The sequence below is a fragment of the Ensifer sp. GW821-FHT05G01 genome, assembly GCF_059419585.1.
Genome location: NZ_JBWKSC010000005.1, coordinates 240,396 through 253,445, shown reverse-complemented (window position 1 = coordinate 253,445; position 13,050 = coordinate 240,396). Strand labels below are relative to the sequence as shown.

General features: G+C 61.6%; 14 protein-coding genes. 5 read left to right on the top strand and 9 right to left on the bottom strand.

Features of this window, described 5'->3' with window-relative positions; genetic code table 11:
* Positions 1-11: 11 nt before the first annotated feature.
* The 5 genes from AC07UR_RS14925 to AC07UR_RS14905 all read right to left on the bottom strand — a co-directional run bounded on the left by AC07UR_RS14925 (position 12) and on the right by AC07UR_RS14905 (position 4,300).
* Positions 12-965 carry an ABC transporter substrate-binding protein gene (locus AC07UR_RS14925; RefSeq protein WP_077500869.1) on the bottom strand — a complete coding sequence of 318 codons (954 nt, stop codon included), beginning with the start codon at positions 963-965 and terminating at the stop codon, positions 12-14.
* 214 nt (positions 966-1,179) lie between these two features.
* Entirely contained in the window at positions 1,180-2,415 is a 1,236-nt protein-coding gene (gene rlmN, locus AC07UR_RS14920) for a dual-specificity RNA methyltransferase RlmN (RefSeq protein ID WP_209790404.1), read from the bottom strand.
* 232 nt (positions 2,416-2,647) lie between these two features.
* Entirely contained in the window at positions 2,648-3,151 is a 504-nt protein-coding gene (locus AC07UR_RS14915) for an invasion associated locus B family protein (RefSeq protein WP_025425200.1), read from the bottom strand.
* 406 nt (positions 3,152-3,557) lie between these two features.
* Positions 3,558-3,935, bottom strand: a complete 378-nt coding sequence (locus AC07UR_RS14910) for a YkvA family protein (RefSeq protein WP_173418370.1) — start codon at positions 3,933-3,935, stop codon at positions 3,558-3,560.
* Between the two features lie 47 nt (positions 3,936-3,982).
* Positions 3,983-4,300 (bottom strand): 4a-hydroxytetrahydrobiopterin dehydratase, encoded by a 318-nt coding sequence (locus AC07UR_RS14905; RefSeq protein WP_173418369.1) that lies wholly within the window; start codon positions 4,298-4,300, stop codon positions 3,983-3,985.
* A gap of 84 nt (positions 4,301-4,384) precedes the next feature.
* On the opposite strand from AC07UR_RS14905, the gene AC07UR_RS14900 reads away from it, so the two are divergent.
* Positions 4,385-4,861 (top strand): low molecular weight protein-tyrosine-phosphatase, encoded by a 477-nt coding sequence (locus AC07UR_RS14900; RefSeq protein WP_209790405.1) that lies wholly within the window; start codon positions 4,385-4,387, stop codon positions 4,859-4,861.
* On the opposite strand, the gene thpR is transcribed toward AC07UR_RS14900, so the two are convergent.
* Together thpR and AC07UR_RS14890 are read right to left on the bottom strand one after the other, a co-directional pair.
* Positions 4,798-5,388, bottom strand: a complete 591-nt coding sequence (gene thpR / locus AC07UR_RS14895) for an RNA 2',3'-cyclic phosphodiesterase (RefSeq protein WP_077500866.1) — start codon at positions 5,386-5,388, stop codon at positions 4,798-4,800. The two genes, AC07UR_RS14900 and thpR, sit on opposite strands and share 64 nt — an antisense overlap.
* A 114-nt stretch (positions 5,389-5,502) precedes the next feature.
* Positions 5,503-6,144: an arylesterase gene (locus tag AC07UR_RS14890; RefSeq protein WP_209790406.1), complete on the bottom strand. Its 642-nt coding sequence runs from the start codon at positions 6,142-6,144 to the stop codon at positions 5,503-5,505.
* A gap of 67 nt (positions 6,145-6,211) precedes the next feature.
* On the opposite strand from AC07UR_RS14890, the gene AC07UR_RS14885 reads away from it, so the two are divergent.
* The 4 genes from AC07UR_RS14885 to AC07UR_RS14870 all read left to right on the top strand — a co-directional run bounded on the left by AC07UR_RS14885 (position 6,212) and on the right by AC07UR_RS14870 (position 11,128).
* Positions 6,212-6,937, top strand: coding sequence for an ABC transporter ATP-binding protein (locus tag AC07UR_RS14885; RefSeq protein WP_209790407.1), 726 nt, complete (start codon positions 6,212-6,214; stop codon positions 6,935-6,937).
* Positions 6,934-9,486 carry an ABC transporter permease gene (locus AC07UR_RS14880; protein WP_209790408.1) on the top strand — a complete coding sequence of 851 codons (2,553 nt, stop codon included), beginning with the start codon at positions 6,934-6,936 and terminating at the stop codon, positions 9,484-9,486. Before AC07UR_RS14885 ends, AC07UR_RS14880 begins: the two co-directional genes overlap by 4 nt.
* A 226-nt stretch (positions 9,487-9,712) precedes the next feature.
* Positions 9,713-10,450 (top strand): Bax inhibitor-1/YccA family protein, encoded by a 738-nt coding sequence (locus AC07UR_RS14875; protein ID WP_077500863.1) that lies wholly within the window; start codon positions 9,713-9,715, stop codon positions 10,448-10,450.
* Between the two features lie 120 nt (positions 10,451-10,570).
* Positions 10,571-11,128, top strand: a complete 558-nt coding sequence (locus AC07UR_RS14870) for a GNAT family N-acetyltransferase (RefSeq protein WP_209790409.1) — start codon at positions 10,571-10,573, stop codon at positions 11,126-11,128.
* A gap of 161 nt (positions 11,129-11,289) precedes the next feature.
* On the opposite strand, the gene AC07UR_RS14865 is transcribed toward AC07UR_RS14870, so the two are convergent.
* Both AC07UR_RS14865 and AC07UR_RS14860 read right to left on the bottom strand, forming a co-directional pair.
* Entirely contained in the window at positions 11,290-11,694 is a 405-nt protein-coding gene (locus tag AC07UR_RS14865; RefSeq protein ID WP_173418363.1) for a DUF2794 domain-containing protein, read from the bottom strand.
* Positions 11,695-12,108: 414 nt separating this feature from the next.
* Positions 12,109-12,882, bottom strand: a complete 774-nt coding sequence (locus AC07UR_RS14860) for a DUF1223 domain-containing protein (RefSeq protein WP_173418362.1) — start codon at positions 12,880-12,882, stop codon at positions 12,109-12,111.
* Positions 12,883-13,050 lie beyond the last annotated feature (168 nt).

Genomic DNA, 13,050 nt, shown 5'->3' with positions numbered 1-13,050 from the left:
GGCTCGAAGCCTTATTCTACAACGCGTGTAGCGCGCTTGACGACACTTTCCGGAAGGGTGACGCCCATCTTTTCAGCGGCCTTCTTGTTGATCACCAGGTCGGAACCGGCGGCAACCTTGACGGCGATATCACCCGGGTTTTCGCCCTTGAGGATGCGAACGACGATTTCGCCGGTCTGCTTGCCGACGTCATAGTAGTTGAAGCCGAGGGCTGCGAGCGAGCCGCGCGAGACCGAATCCGTGTCGGCGGTGAAGAGCGGCAGCTTGGCTTCTTCGGCCACGGCAACCGCACCTTCAAGTGCGGAGATGATGGTGTTGTCGGTCGGAACGTAGATCGCGTCGGCACGGCCGACGAGCGCACGGGCAGCGCCCTGGACTTCAGCGGACTTCGTCGCGGCGGACTCGACCACCGTCAGGCCGGCCTTTTCGGCTTCCGTCTTCAGTACCGCCAAAAGCGATACCGAGTTGGCTTCGCCGGAGTTGTAGAGATAGCCGATCGACTTGACGTTTGGCAGGATCTCCTTGATCAGCGCCACGTGCTCGGCGACCGGAGACATGTCGGAAAGACCGGTGACGTTGCCACCCGGCTTGTCCATGTCCTTGACCAGCTGCGCGCCGATCGGGTCGGACACGGCGGTGAAGACAACCGGGATGTCACGCGTCGAGGAAACGACGGCCTGGGCCGACGGGGTGGAGATCGGGACGATGACGTTCGGCGCTTCGCCGGCGAACTGGCGGGCGATCTGTGCGGCGGTTGCCGGGTTGCCCTGGGCCGACTCGTAGAGGAACTTGAGGTTCTCGCCTTCCTTGTAGCCGGCGGCCTTCAGCGCATCCTTCACACCGTCGCGCGCAGCATCAAGAGCCGGATGCTCGACGATCGCGGTTACGGCGACAGTCACCTCATCGGCGCGTGCGGGCAGGGTAAATGCCACCGTGGCGGCAAGGGCGATGAGAAGTGAGCGCATGGGTGTCCTCCTAGATTGATTGCCCGCTTTCTTAGGAAACCGGGACCATGAAATCAATCGATAGGAATTGCATCACCCATCAAAGTTCTTCATCGATCAGGATATGCTTGCGGTTGAAGCGGCGGGTCGCACATACCCGCTGCCGCCGTTATCGTCTTGAACTTGGATAGCGCCGAGATGCGGACGGAAAACCGGGCCGCACCCGCCGCATGCCTCAGTCCTCGCCGTGATTGGCGATCATCATCGCTTCGAAGGCGAGACGGTCGACCTTGCGCATGCGCTCGGACTCGGACTTCAGCTGGCCGCACGCGGCAAGGATGTCGCGGCCGCGCGGCGTGCGGATCGGCGAGGCATAGCCCGCCTGGTTGATGAAGTCGGCAAACTTCTCGATCTGCTCCCAGTCGGAACACTGGTAGTTGGTGCCCGGCCAGGGGTTGAACGGGATGAGGTTGATCTTCGCCGGCACGCCCCTCAAGAGCTTGATCAGCTCCTTGGCGTCCTCGAGGCTGTCGTTGACATCCTTCAGCATCACATATTCGAAGGTGATGCGGCGCGCATTCGACAGGCCCGGATAGGCGCGGCAGGCGTCCATCAGTTCCTTCAGCGGGTATTTCTTGTTGATCGGCACCAACATGTCGCGCAGGTCGTCGCGCACGGCATGCAGCGAGATCGCCAGCATGACACCGATCTCTTCGCCGGTCCGGTAGATCTCAGGCACGATGCCGGAGGTCGAAAGCGTGATGCGGCGCTTGGAGAGCGACAGGCCCTCGCCGTCGGAGGCGATCAGAAGCGCGGTCTTGACCTCTTCGAAATTGTAGAGAGGCTCGCCCATGCCCATCATGACGATGTTGGTGATCTTGCGGCCTTCGGCCGGCACGATCGCGCCCTGGGGCGTGTCGCGCTCCGGGAAGTCGCCGAGCCGGTCGCGCGCCAGAAGCAGCTGCGCCAGGATTTCCTCGGCCGTCAGGTTGCGCACCAGCTTCTGCGTGCCGGTGTGACAGAACGAACAGGTCAGCGTGCAGCCGACCTGGCTGGAAATGCACAGCGTGCCACGGCCTTCCTCAGGAATATAGACCGTTTCGATCTCGACCGGACGGCCGGCGCCGCGGGCGGGAAAGCGCAGCAGCCATTTGCGGGTGCCGTCGCCCGAGGTCTGTTCCTCGACGATCTCAGGCCGGGCAATGGTGAAATGCTGCTTCAGCATCTCGCGCATGTCCTTGGACACGTTCAGCATCTCGTCGAAATCGGAAACGCCGCGCACATAGAGCCAGTGCCAGAGCTGGCTGACGCGCATCTTGACCTGACGCTCGGGAACGCCCTTTTCGACGAGCGCCTTGGCCATGTCCTCGCGCAACAGCCCGATCAGCGAAGGCTTCTCGGTCTGCGGGGCGATGCGCGCCTGCGGTGCCCTGACGGTATCCACCCGGTTCAAGATTTCAGTGGCTGCCATGCTGTGGTGTCCTGTCGTACAGAAAACGCCCGTCCGGAGAAGGGGTCCGGAGATTGTCCTGATGCTCGAATTGAAATCGGTCGAGCCTTCAAGCGCAGCCATTGGGGGCGCGGGGCTCTGAATTTTCCGGGGCTTTAGCATTGTTTTGGCCCGGAGTCACGCGCAGTCGATCCTGAATGCAAAAAGGCCGGCGTCGAGCGCCGGCCTTCGACTTTGCCTCAAAGGCGAAAGCTTACTTGCAGGCTTCGATCTGCTTCAGTGCAGCCGAAATGCCCGACAGAGAATAGGCGTAGGTGGTCGTCGTGCCCTTGCGGGATTTGGCGTTGACCGACATCGCCTTGCCGGTTTTCATCGCCGCGACGAGCGCCGGCTCTTCGGCCGCGTTCTCGACCCAGGCGGAGTTGCCCTTGGTGAACATCACGAAAGTGCGGCCGTCGATGACGACGTTGACCTTGGAGTTCTCCTGCAGCGGATAGCCCATCATCGCCTGCGGCTCATAGCTGATGTTCTGGCCGGGGCGCTGGGAAACCAGGAAGAAGATGTCGCCGTGGTCGACGCCGGCCGGGCTCTTTTCCTTCGGAACCGACAGGACATAGCAGACCTTGCCGCCGCCGGAATTGTAGGAATAGGCGCCCCAGGCATTGAACTGCTGGATGCGCGTCGGCGACTGGGCGGCAGCCATGCTGGCGGTTGCCAGAACGAGTGCGATTGCAGTTGCGATCTTTCTTACAAACATGAGGTCCTGCCGCTTTTCTTGCTTTTCGATCACCCGAAACAGGTCAGACGGGCGACGCGTAGTCATGATTTCATTTGTTGTGACTTAATTCAGGTTACCAAACCGTCAACGAAGGCCAAAATCCGCTGATTCCAGCCCCGAAACGAAGCATTTGTGGCCTTCGCTCCGGCGTCGCCAGATCTGCCGTCCATTCATCTATCCAGCGCTCTGCTGGCTTCGAATGCTCGGCGCCTCGGGCCGTTGTTCCGGATTGTTTACCGCCTAAACCATTTCAGACGACGCCCGTCTCGACGAAGACGTCCCAACGCGCGCTGTTCTCAAATGTCTATGCCACAAAGATTCGGGCAAGAGTTTGACTTTTGGGCAGGAATACGGCGCGGTTGCGGATATGCTGCGTTTCCCTCGGTCAATCCTGCGGATTGTCGGCCAGCGTTTCGTCGGCCTTGAGATAGTGGGCTTCCTTGATCTGCCCGCTGATGGCGGCGAAGGCGGCGGTCAGAACCGCGACGTCATCGGAAAAGCCGACGACGGCGAGAAAATCGGGAAGGAAGTCGAGCGGCAGCACGAAATAGGCGAGCGCCGCCAGCAGGATGCCGCGTGTGCGCGTCGGGGTCTTCGGGTCGATGGCGCAATAATAGGCGGCGACGAGTTCGCGGCTGAACGGTATCTGACGGGCGGCGCGGCGGAAGGTCGGCCAGAAGCGCCGCTTGACGCGCTTTTCCCTGCGCTCCTGTTCGGATTCTTCGCCGGGCAGGAGAATTTCACCAATCTTTACGTCGTCCATCGCCTCTTTCCGATGTTGCAACGCTCACAATATGGGACGTGCCGGCGTTATTTCAAATGGTCGGGCATGCGACCCGCCGCTGCCTTGTCCATCCTGGCGGCCAGCTTGAAGTCGAGATCTGTCAGGCCGCTGGCGTCGTGCGTCGTCAGCGTGACGTCGACGCGATTGTAGACGTTGAACCATTCCGGGTGGTGATCGAGCTTTTCGGCAACGATCGCCATCTCCGTCATGAAGCCGAAGGCTTCGACGAAATTCTTGAAGCGAAAAGCCTTCCAGATGGAGGCGCCGTCTTCGGCCCTGACCCACCCTTCCATCTTGTGCAGCTGTTCGGCGATCGTCGCCTCGTCGAGTTTCTCCGGCCTCATCCGTTCCTCCCAACTCAATCCCTGTTCGAAGGCTGCATGGCCGCGTATATATCGACCTGCCCCTATCTCCTTGAAATGGATAGCATGAAACCGATCCGAATTCTTTTTGTTTGTCTCGGCAATATCTGTCGTTCACCGCTGGCCGAAGGCGTGCTTCGCGAATGCGCCGCACGGCAAGGGTTGGCGTCGCAGATCACCATCGATTCGGCGGGCACGGGCGCATGGCATATCGGCGATCCGCCGGACAGCCGGTCGATCGAAGCGGCACGCCGCCACGGTATCGATATAGCGGCGCTTCGCGGGCGCAAGGTTTCGAAGGCCGATTTCGAGGCTTTCGATCTCATTCTCGGCATGGACGGAGAAAACGTCAGTACTCTTCGCCGGATCGCGCCGGCCGGTCTGGCCGGAAAAATTGACCTGTTTCTCGCTTACGCTTCGGGGCGGGACCAGGACGTTCCTGATCCCTATTATGACGGCCCTGAAGCATTCGAACGGCTTTACCAGATGTTGGAAGCCGGATGCTCGTCGTTGCTCGACAGGCTCGAAGAGCGGGCTTCGTGAAGCGGAAATACCTCTTCGGTGAGGTAGGGGCCACCGCCGACTGAATCGCGCGACGACAAGAGCACGAAGCGTGAAACGGTGAAGGGCGAGGCCATGAAGTTGCCGCGGCCGGAGAGATATTCGACTACATCCTCGACGCGGCTGGAGCGCAGCCTTGCAAGCGTGACATGCGGCGTGAACTTGCGCGGATCCGCCGGCAGCCTGAGCCTCTGGCAGATGCGCTCGATTTCGGCCTGCAGCGCGTACATTTCCGGATGATTGCTGACCCCGGCCCAGACGGAGTGCGGTTTCTTCGAGCCGAAGGCGCCGGTGCCTGTGAGCTGCAACTGGAACTCCGGTCTTTCGATCCGGTCGAGCTTGTCGATGATCTCGTCTGCGGTGCGCCAGTCGACGTCACCAATAAAGCGCAAGGTGATGTGGTAGTTCTCCACATCGATCCAGCGAGCTCCGGGAAGACCTCCGCGCAGCAATGAAAGACTCATCGCAACATTGCGCGGAATTTCGAGGGCGGTGAATAGTCTCGGCATGGCGAGCTCCCCGAATCTCTTGCAGATGTCTCAGCGAATCACGCATCGAGTCTGCAGGCAACTACTATTTGACGCTTGCGAATATTAACACTCTCTTAACTGTGGATGATTTGTTCACTCCGCCTTTCCCAGTGTTGCGATGAAACGTTCGACGGTGGGCAGGGCCTTTTCGACCATCGTGCCGACGCCATTGCCGTTCGGGTGCATGCCGTCTTCAAGCTTGAGTGCCGCGTCGGTGACGACGCCATCGAGGAAGAACGGGTAGAGCTCCAGCCCGTATTTCTCTGCAAGGTCCGGATAGATCGGGTTGAAGCGGGCGGCATAGTCGGCGCCCATGTTCGGCGGCGCCATCATGCCCGCGAGCAGGACAGCGATGCCGCGCTCCTTCAGCCGCGCGATCATCGCCTCGATGTTCTTGCGGGTTTCCTCCGGCGGGATGCCGCGCAACGCGTCGTTGGCGCCAAGCTCAAGGATCACGCCCTTGGTGCCGTCGGGGATCGACCAGTCGATGCGCGCGAGCCCGCCGGAACTGGTGTCGCCGGAAACGCCGGCGTTGGCCACGGTGACGTCGAGACCCTTTTCCTTCAGCGCCTTTTCAAGCCGCGCCGGGAAGGCATCCTCGGGGGGCAGCTGGTAGCCCGCCATCAGGCTGTCGCCGAAGCCGACGAGGCTGATCGTTTCCGCCCGTGCGGTCGCCGATAACGCAATTGTCATTGCGAGCCCCAAGAAAAACCGTTGAAAACCTTTTAATGCCATGGGTCTGTTCCTAAATCGCGGGAGCCGTTTTCTTTCTCTCTTTCCGTTTCATATAGGGTTATTTCGCTTGGCCAGTACCATCATCGAGCTCAAAAATGCCGACCTCACCCTCGGCGAGGCCGCAGCCTCGGTGCATGTGCTGAAAGGCATGAGCCTGACCATCGATGCGGGAGAGTCCGTCGGCATCGTCGGGCCCTCCGGTTCAGGCAAGTCGACGCTGCTGATGGTGCTGGCCGGTCTCGAACGGTTGGACCGCGGCGAAATCGTCATCGACGGCACGCCGCTGCACCGGCTGAACGAGGACCGGGTCGCCGATTTTCGCGGGCGCAACATCGGCATCGTCTTCCAGTCCTTCCATCTCATCCCCAATATGACGGCGCTCGAAAACGTCGCCGTGCCGCTCGAGCTTGCCAACGTTCCCGGCGCCTTCGACATCGCGCGCAAGGAACTCGTCGCCGTCGGCCTCGGCGAGCGGCTCAGCCACTATCCCGGCCAGCTCTCCGGCGGCGAGCAGCAGCGCGTGGCGATTGCACGCGCGCTTGCGCCGTCGCCGAAGTTGCTGATCGCCGACGAACCGACCGGCAATCTCGATGCCGAGACGGGCCGGCAGATCGCCGACCTGCTTTTCGCCGAACAGCGTGACCGTGGCATGACACTCGTGCTGGTGACCCATGACGCGGCCCTGGCGGCCCGTTGCTCGCGGCAGGTGCGGGTGCGCTCCGGCGAGATCATTTCCGGCGGCGCGCTCGAATCCGTCGTTGAAGCACAGCGACAGGAAGCGGCATCCGCATGAGCGAGGCTGCTTCGATCCGTTTGCGTCCTCTGCTTGCCCTGCGGCTGGCGCTGCGCGAAATGCGCGGTGGCCTCAAGGGGTTTTACATCTTCCTCGCCTGTATCGCGCTCGGCACGGCGGCGATCGCCGGGGTCAACTCGCTGTCGCAATCGATCACCGCGACGATTGCGTCTCAAGGTCGCGAATTGCTTGCCGGCGACATTCGCTTCGAGCTCAACAATCGTGTGGCGACGGTCGAGGAGCGGGCGTTCCTCGACGGGCTCGGGCCGGTCTCGGTTTCGGCCGGGCTGCGCTCGATGGCCCGTTTGCCTGACGGTTCCAACCAGGCGCTCGTCGAATTGAAGGCTGTCGATGCGGCCTATCCGCTCTACGGCAAGCTCGAAAGCCAGCCGGATCAGCCGCTTGGCAGTCTGTTGGCGCGCCAGGGCGACGGGTTCGGCGCGGTTGCCGCACCCTTGCTGCTCGACCGTCTTGGCATTTCCGTCGGCGACGACATTCTGCTCGGCAATGCCCGCATCAGGATTTCAGGCACGATCGTGCGCGAGCCGGATGCACTCTCCGATGGTTTCGGCTTTGCGCCGCGGTTGATGGTGTCTGCCGAAGCGCTCGACGCCTCGCGTCTTGTGCAGACGGGAAGTCTGGTCGAGCACGGCTACAAGGTGAAGATCAGTGATCCCACACAGGTGGCCGCTGTGCGCACCGATGCCGAGAAACGTTTTCCCGCCGCCGGCTGGTCGATCCGTACCAGCTCCAATGCCGCGCCGTCGCTGACGGCCAATATCACCCGCTTCTCGCAGTTCCTGACGCTTGTGGGCCTGACGGCCCTGATCGTCGGCGGCGTGGGTGTTGCCAATGCCGTGCGCGCGTATCTCGATCAGAAACGCAGCGTCATCGCCACCTTCAAGTGCCTCGGCGCGCCCGCCTCGCTGGTGGCCATGATCTATCTCGCGCAGATCCTGCTGATCGCGCTGATCGGCATTGCGATCGGGCTTGTTCTCGGCGCGCTCATCCCCTTCGTCGCCGCGCAGTTCCTGGCCGATCTGCTACCGATTTCGACCGAGTTCCGCCTCTATCCGGGCGCGCTCGGGATCGCCGCTCTTTTCGGTGTGCTGACGGCGCTTGCCTTTGCCATCCTGCCGCTCGGCCGGGCACGTGGCATTCCGGCAACGGCGCTCTTTCGCCAGCAGGGCTTTGATCCCTCGGGCTTTCCCGCGTGGCCGTATCTCACCGGTGCGCTCGCCTGCCTTGGTGCGCTTGCGGGGCTTGCCATCTTTACCGCCTATGACCGCTACATCTCGCTGGTCTTTCTGGGCGCGATCGCCTTTGCCTTCATCGTGCTGCGGCTCGTTTCGCTGCTGATCTCCTGGCTTGCGCGCCGCAGTCCGCGGGTGAGTTCGCCGGCGTTGCGGCTGGCGATCGGCAACATCCATCGGCCAGGGGCGCTCACGCCCTCGGTGGTGCTGTCGCTCGGCCTCGGGCTTGCGCTCCTCGTCACGCTTGCGCTGATCGACGGCAATCTTCGGCGCGAACTGACCGGCAGCATGGCAGAGCGTGCGCCCAATTTCTTTTTCGTCGATATCCAGGGAAGCGAAATCGAAGGGTTCCGTACGTTGCTTGAGGGCGCGATGCCGGACGGCAAGGTCATCGAAGTGCCGATGCTGCGTGGCCGGATCATCGCCTTCAACGGTGAGGACGTGAACGCCCGGAACGTGCCGCCGAGCGGCCAGTGGGTGCTGCGCGGCGACCGCGGCATTACCTATGCCAAGAACAAGCCCGAGAATTCGACGCTGGCCGAGGGTACTTGGTGGGCGCCCGACTACAGCGGCGAGCCGCTGGTGTCGTTCTCGGCCGAAGAGGCGGGTGAACTCGGGCTGAAGATCGGCGATAGGGTCACCGTCAACGTGCTCGGCCGCAACATCACCGCCAGGATCGCCAATTTCCGCAATGTCGAGTGGGAATCGCTGTCGATCAACTTCGTCATGGTGTTCTCGCCCAACACCTTTGCCGGTGCGCCGCATGCGTGGCTGGCAACGGTGATCGATCCGGGTGCCACGCCCGAGGAGGAGGCGACAGTGCTGAAGGCGGTCACGAACGCCTATCCGACGATCACCAGCGTTCGGGTGAAGGACGCTCTCGACATTGTGAACGCGCTTCTCGGGCAGCTGGCAACGGCGATCCGTGCCGCGGCGGCCGTGGCCCTGGTGGCGTCCGTACTGGTGCTGGCCGGCGCGCTTGCCGCCGGCAACAGGGCACGCATCCACGATGCCGTGGTGCTGAAGACGCTCGGCGCCACGCGCACCACGCTGATCCGTGCCTTCAGCTACGAATACATCATCCTGGGCCTTGCAACCGCGGTTTTTGCGCTGTTTGCCGGCGGTGTTTCCGCCTGGTTCGTCGTCAGCCGGATCATGAAGCTGCCGTCAAGTTTCCTGCCGGATGTCGCGGTTGCGACCGTTGTCATCGCGCTGGTGATGACGGTCGGCATCGGGCTTGCGGGTACCTGGCGTGTGCTGGGCCAAAAGGCGGCGCCGGTTCTGCGGGAGCTTTGAGCGGCGAAGTTAACCGTAAATCCCTGTCCTACAAGGCCATAAACGCTAAGGCTGTACCGAATCAGGGGGCCAAAGGTCTTGTACCCAAAGGCTTTCGGCATCATATTTATCCACAGGCATGCTGGAGCCCCGCAGCGGCGCCTGGGCATGGGATGGCGACCTCTCGTTGGGTCTGAGGTCATCCGCCCGACACCGTAAGTTCAACCGGGGCTTAAATGAGGAAACAATGGCTGATCTGAGAAACTACCAAACCCGAATGTCGCCTGCCGGCGCGCAGGCGGGTGCCATGATCGACGAAGGCCTTCGCACCTACATGCTGAAGGTCTACAACCTGATGGCCCTGGGCCTGGCGATCACCGGCCTGGCAGCTTACGGAACATTCGCGCTTGCCGTCTCCAATCCGGCATTCGCCCAACTTCTTTATGCGTCGCCCCTGAAATGGGTCGTCATGCTCGCTCCTTTGGGTCTCGTGTTCTTCATGAGCTTCCGCATCAATAGCATGAGCGTTTCTGCCGCGCAGATGACGTTCTGGGTCTATGCGGCGCTGATGGGCGTTTCGCTGTCGTCGATCTTCATGGTCTTCACCGGCCAGAGCATCGTGCAGACGTTCTTCGTGACCGCCGCTTCCTTCGGTGCGCTGTCGCTCTACGGCTACACCACGAAAAAGGACCTGTCCGGCATGGGCTCGTTCCTGATCATGGGTCTGTTCGGCGTCATCATCGCGTCGATCGTCAACATCTTCCTCGCCTCTTCGGCGCTCGGCTTCGCGATCTCCGTGATCGGCGTGCTGATCTTCGCAGGCCTTACCGCCTACGACACGCAGAAGATCAAGGAAATGTACTACGATGCCGATGACAGCACCGTTGCCGGCCGCAAGGCGATCATGGGCGCCCTGACGCTCTACCTCGACTTCATCAACCTGTTCATGTTCATGCTGCAGTTCATGGGCAACCGGAACAACTAAGCTTTGACTGGCTTGACGGAAAAGGCGGCTTCGGCCGCCTTTTTTGTTGCCCGGAAAGGGCTTGATCCACGGCTGCGATCCGTGTGACTGAATGGAAAAACGAACCTTCAAGATCTTCCCATGCCATTGACCTTGCGCGACGCCACCGTTTCCGATCTCCCCGCCATCACCGAAATCTATCGCGAATCCGTTCTGAACGGTGTGGCGACCTACGAGATCGTGCCTCCCTCGGAGGCGGAGATGACGACGCGCTTCGCAACCATCGCCAGCCACGGTTATCCCTACATCGTTGCGACTGACGCGGCGGGCACGATCGTCGGCTACGCCTATGCCTCCGCCTTTCGCACCCGCGCTGCCTACCGCTTCCTGGTCGAGGATTCGATCTATCTGGCGCCGTCGGCGCGGGGGAAGGGAGCCGGCAAGATGCTGTTGGTCGAGCTTGTCCGTCGCTGCACAGAACTCGGGTTTCGCCAGATGGTGGCGGTCATCGGCGGCGCTCATCCCGCATCGATCGCGGTCCACCGCTCTGTTGGCTTCGAAGATCAGGGGTTGATGAAGGCGACAGGCTTCAAGCATGGGCGCTGGCTCGATACAGCGATCATGCAGCTGGCGCTTGGCGATGGCTCGACGAGCGACCCCTCTGCGGGCGTCTACCCGGATACGCTTTACCAGGGCTGAGAACGGGCGTCAGCAAGCGCGCGAGGCAATTCCTTCGGGAAATGGCTTGAAAACATGCGGCCGCCGCACTTTCGGGACATTGTCGAAGGAAGGGGATGCCAGTGCATCCAACCTCGGCTGGTTGCCCCGCTCGCATCTCCGATCGGCTTGGAACCGGTCTCTCAGGTTTCGATCAGCTTCAGAACCTTGTCAAAAACCTTCAGCACCTGCCCGAGTTCGTGTCCACGCTTCAGGATCGTCCCGTGCACGTTGAGAACGCTGAAGGCACCTTGCTTGGCAGCGAGTTTCGGGTTTTTCTCGATGCGGTAGAGCGGCATCTCGCCCGATCGCTTGAACACGGAGAAGACGGCCCGATCCTTCAGGTGATCGATGGCGTAGTCGCGCCATTCGCCTTCGCCGACCATGCGGCCATAGACCCACAGGATCTGGTCGAGTTCGCGGCGATGGAAGGTGATGGGAGGAGCGTTCCGGGCGTTCTTGTATTCCGAGAGATCAACGACCACTTCGGACGCGGTCTGGCGCTGATGTCGCGCCTCGCCTCGCGGCAAATCCGGCTCATCGGTCATCGGCAATCCGGCCTTCTGTTGTGACAGAACGATAACAGTTTGCCTGACACGAGCCGAAAAGCAAGCCGGAAGCAGCCAGAGCCTCTGGGCGCAGACGGCATTTCTTGCCTCCGCCCCATTTCAGTCAAATCGGCGCCCCAATTCACCGCAAAACTCGCGGGCGCTGACGGACAGAGTCGTTGCCACCGTATGTCCGTTCAGATCGTCATGCTGCGTGACCTTCAAAGAACGCAGTCATGGCCGGTTCGGTCCGGTAACTTCGAACCCTCAGCCCCAGCCCCTCGATGCTGCCGGGCCGAACCACCCCTTATGGCTTCAGGCGCCACCTTCGGCGCCGTGAAGCCGGTACGGCACCTTCGTCTTTCTGCTGCGTATTCCTTGAACCGCTCGCGGCCCCAGACGCTCCGCCGTTCGCTAGAGCTTGCCTTGAGGGCCTGCGAGCACGGCCGTGGCTCCGATGATCGGACCCGGGGTTTCGGCATCTTTCATCGACTGCAACAGCACCGCGCAGCCGCTTTTGCCACGCTGCTCCGTCAGCACCGTTGCAGGCAGGGTGAAGGTCGCGGGCTTGCCATCCCACATGCCGATGGTCTGGATGTCGCGCACCGCGTGCCAGTAGGAAATCTTCTTGCCGCTGTTTTCGCCCTTCTCGACATCGACGACCCTCGCGCGGTCGAAATAGACGACGACGACATTGGCCTTGCCGTCACCGGCGCCGACCTTGATCGAGATCTCATCGCCGTTGATCTTGGCATCGACGGGAACGGCAAGCCCCTTGCCATCTGCCTTCATGGCGTCGAGGCGGGATTTGATCGCCTGCAGGTTGGCGCCGTTGACATGGTCGCGGCCGTTGAGGATCGCCTGTGGCGTGTAAACGCCGTTGCGACCCAGCATGCGGGCATAGGCATATTGCCGGTCGGTGTTGTCGCTCGAGGCGAGCGTGTCCTTCCAGCCGAGATAGTTCCAGTAGTCGACGTGATAGGACAGCGCCACCACGTCGCCGTCATCCACCAGCTTCTTCAAGGCGGCATCAGCTGGTGGGCACGAAGAGCAGCCCTGACTGGTGAAGAGTTCGACGACGCCTTTGATAACCTTGCCGTCTTCCGCCATCGCCGGAACCGACGCTGCCGCAAAGAGCCCGAAAGCCAGTGCAACAGGGCGAAGGAAATATCTGTCTGCGAATGTCATGGCGTCACTTCATTGGCGGCCGACAGGCCTACTTCACGGGGAAGTCCATTACATACGACGCCGTTGCTTCAACGGGAAGTCACGTTGGAGTGAGGATATGGACAGGCAACCTGCAGGAAACGTGAAAGGGCCGGGACACCTTGCGGTATCCCGGCCCCTCTATGCCTC

Excerpts from the sequence above, each read along its gene's own strand:
- AC07UR_RS14925 (WP_077500869.1), bottom strand. The coding sequence starts at position 965 with ATGCGCTCACTTCTCATCGCCCTTGCCGCCACGGTGGCATTTACCCTG.
- rlmN (WP_209790404.1), bottom strand. The coding sequence starts at position 2,415 with ATGGCAGCCACTGAAATCTTGAACCGGGTGGATACCGTCAGGGCACCG.
- AC07UR_RS14915 (WP_025425200.1), bottom strand. The coding sequence starts at position 3,151 with ATGTTTGTAAGAAAGATCGCAACTGCAATCGCACTCGTTCTGGCAACC.
- AC07UR_RS14910 (WP_173418370.1), bottom strand. The coding sequence starts at position 3,935 with ATGGACGACGTAAAGATTGGTGAAATTCTCCTGCCCGGCGAAGAATCC.
- AC07UR_RS14905 (WP_173418369.1), bottom strand. The coding sequence starts at position 4,300 with ATGAGGCCGGAGAAACTCGACGAGGCGACGATCGCCGAACAGCTGCAC.
- AC07UR_RS14900 (WP_209790405.1), top strand. The coding sequence starts at position 4,385 with ATGAAACCGATCCGAATTCTTTTTGTTTGTCTCGGCAATATCTGTCGT.
- thpR (WP_077500866.1), bottom strand. The coding sequence starts at position 5,388 with ATGCCGAGACTATTCACCGCCCTCGAAATTCCGCGCAATGTTGCGATG.
- AC07UR_RS14890 (WP_209790406.1), bottom strand. The coding sequence starts at position 6,144 with ATGGCATTAAAAGGTTTTCAACGGTTTTTCTTGGGGCTCGCAATGACA.
- AC07UR_RS14880 (WP_209790408.1), top strand. The coding sequence starts at position 6,934 with ATGAGCGAGGCTGCTTCGATCCGTTTGCGTCCTCTGCTTGCCCTGCGG.
- AC07UR_RS14875 (WP_077500863.1), top strand. The coding sequence starts at position 9,713 with ATGGCTGATCTGAGAAACTACCAAACCCGAATGTCGCCTGCCGGCGCG.
- AC07UR_RS14870 (WP_209790409.1), top strand. The coding sequence starts at position 10,571 with ATGCCATTGACCTTGCGCGACGCCACCGTTTCCGATCTCCCCGCCATC.
- AC07UR_RS14865 (WP_173418363.1), bottom strand. The coding sequence starts at position 11,694 with ATGACCGATGAGCCGGATTTGCCGCGAGGCGAGGCGCGACATCAGCGC.
- AC07UR_RS14860 (WP_173418362.1), bottom strand. The coding sequence starts at position 12,882 with ATGACATTCGCAGACAGATATTTCCTTCGCCCTGTTGCACTGGCTTTC.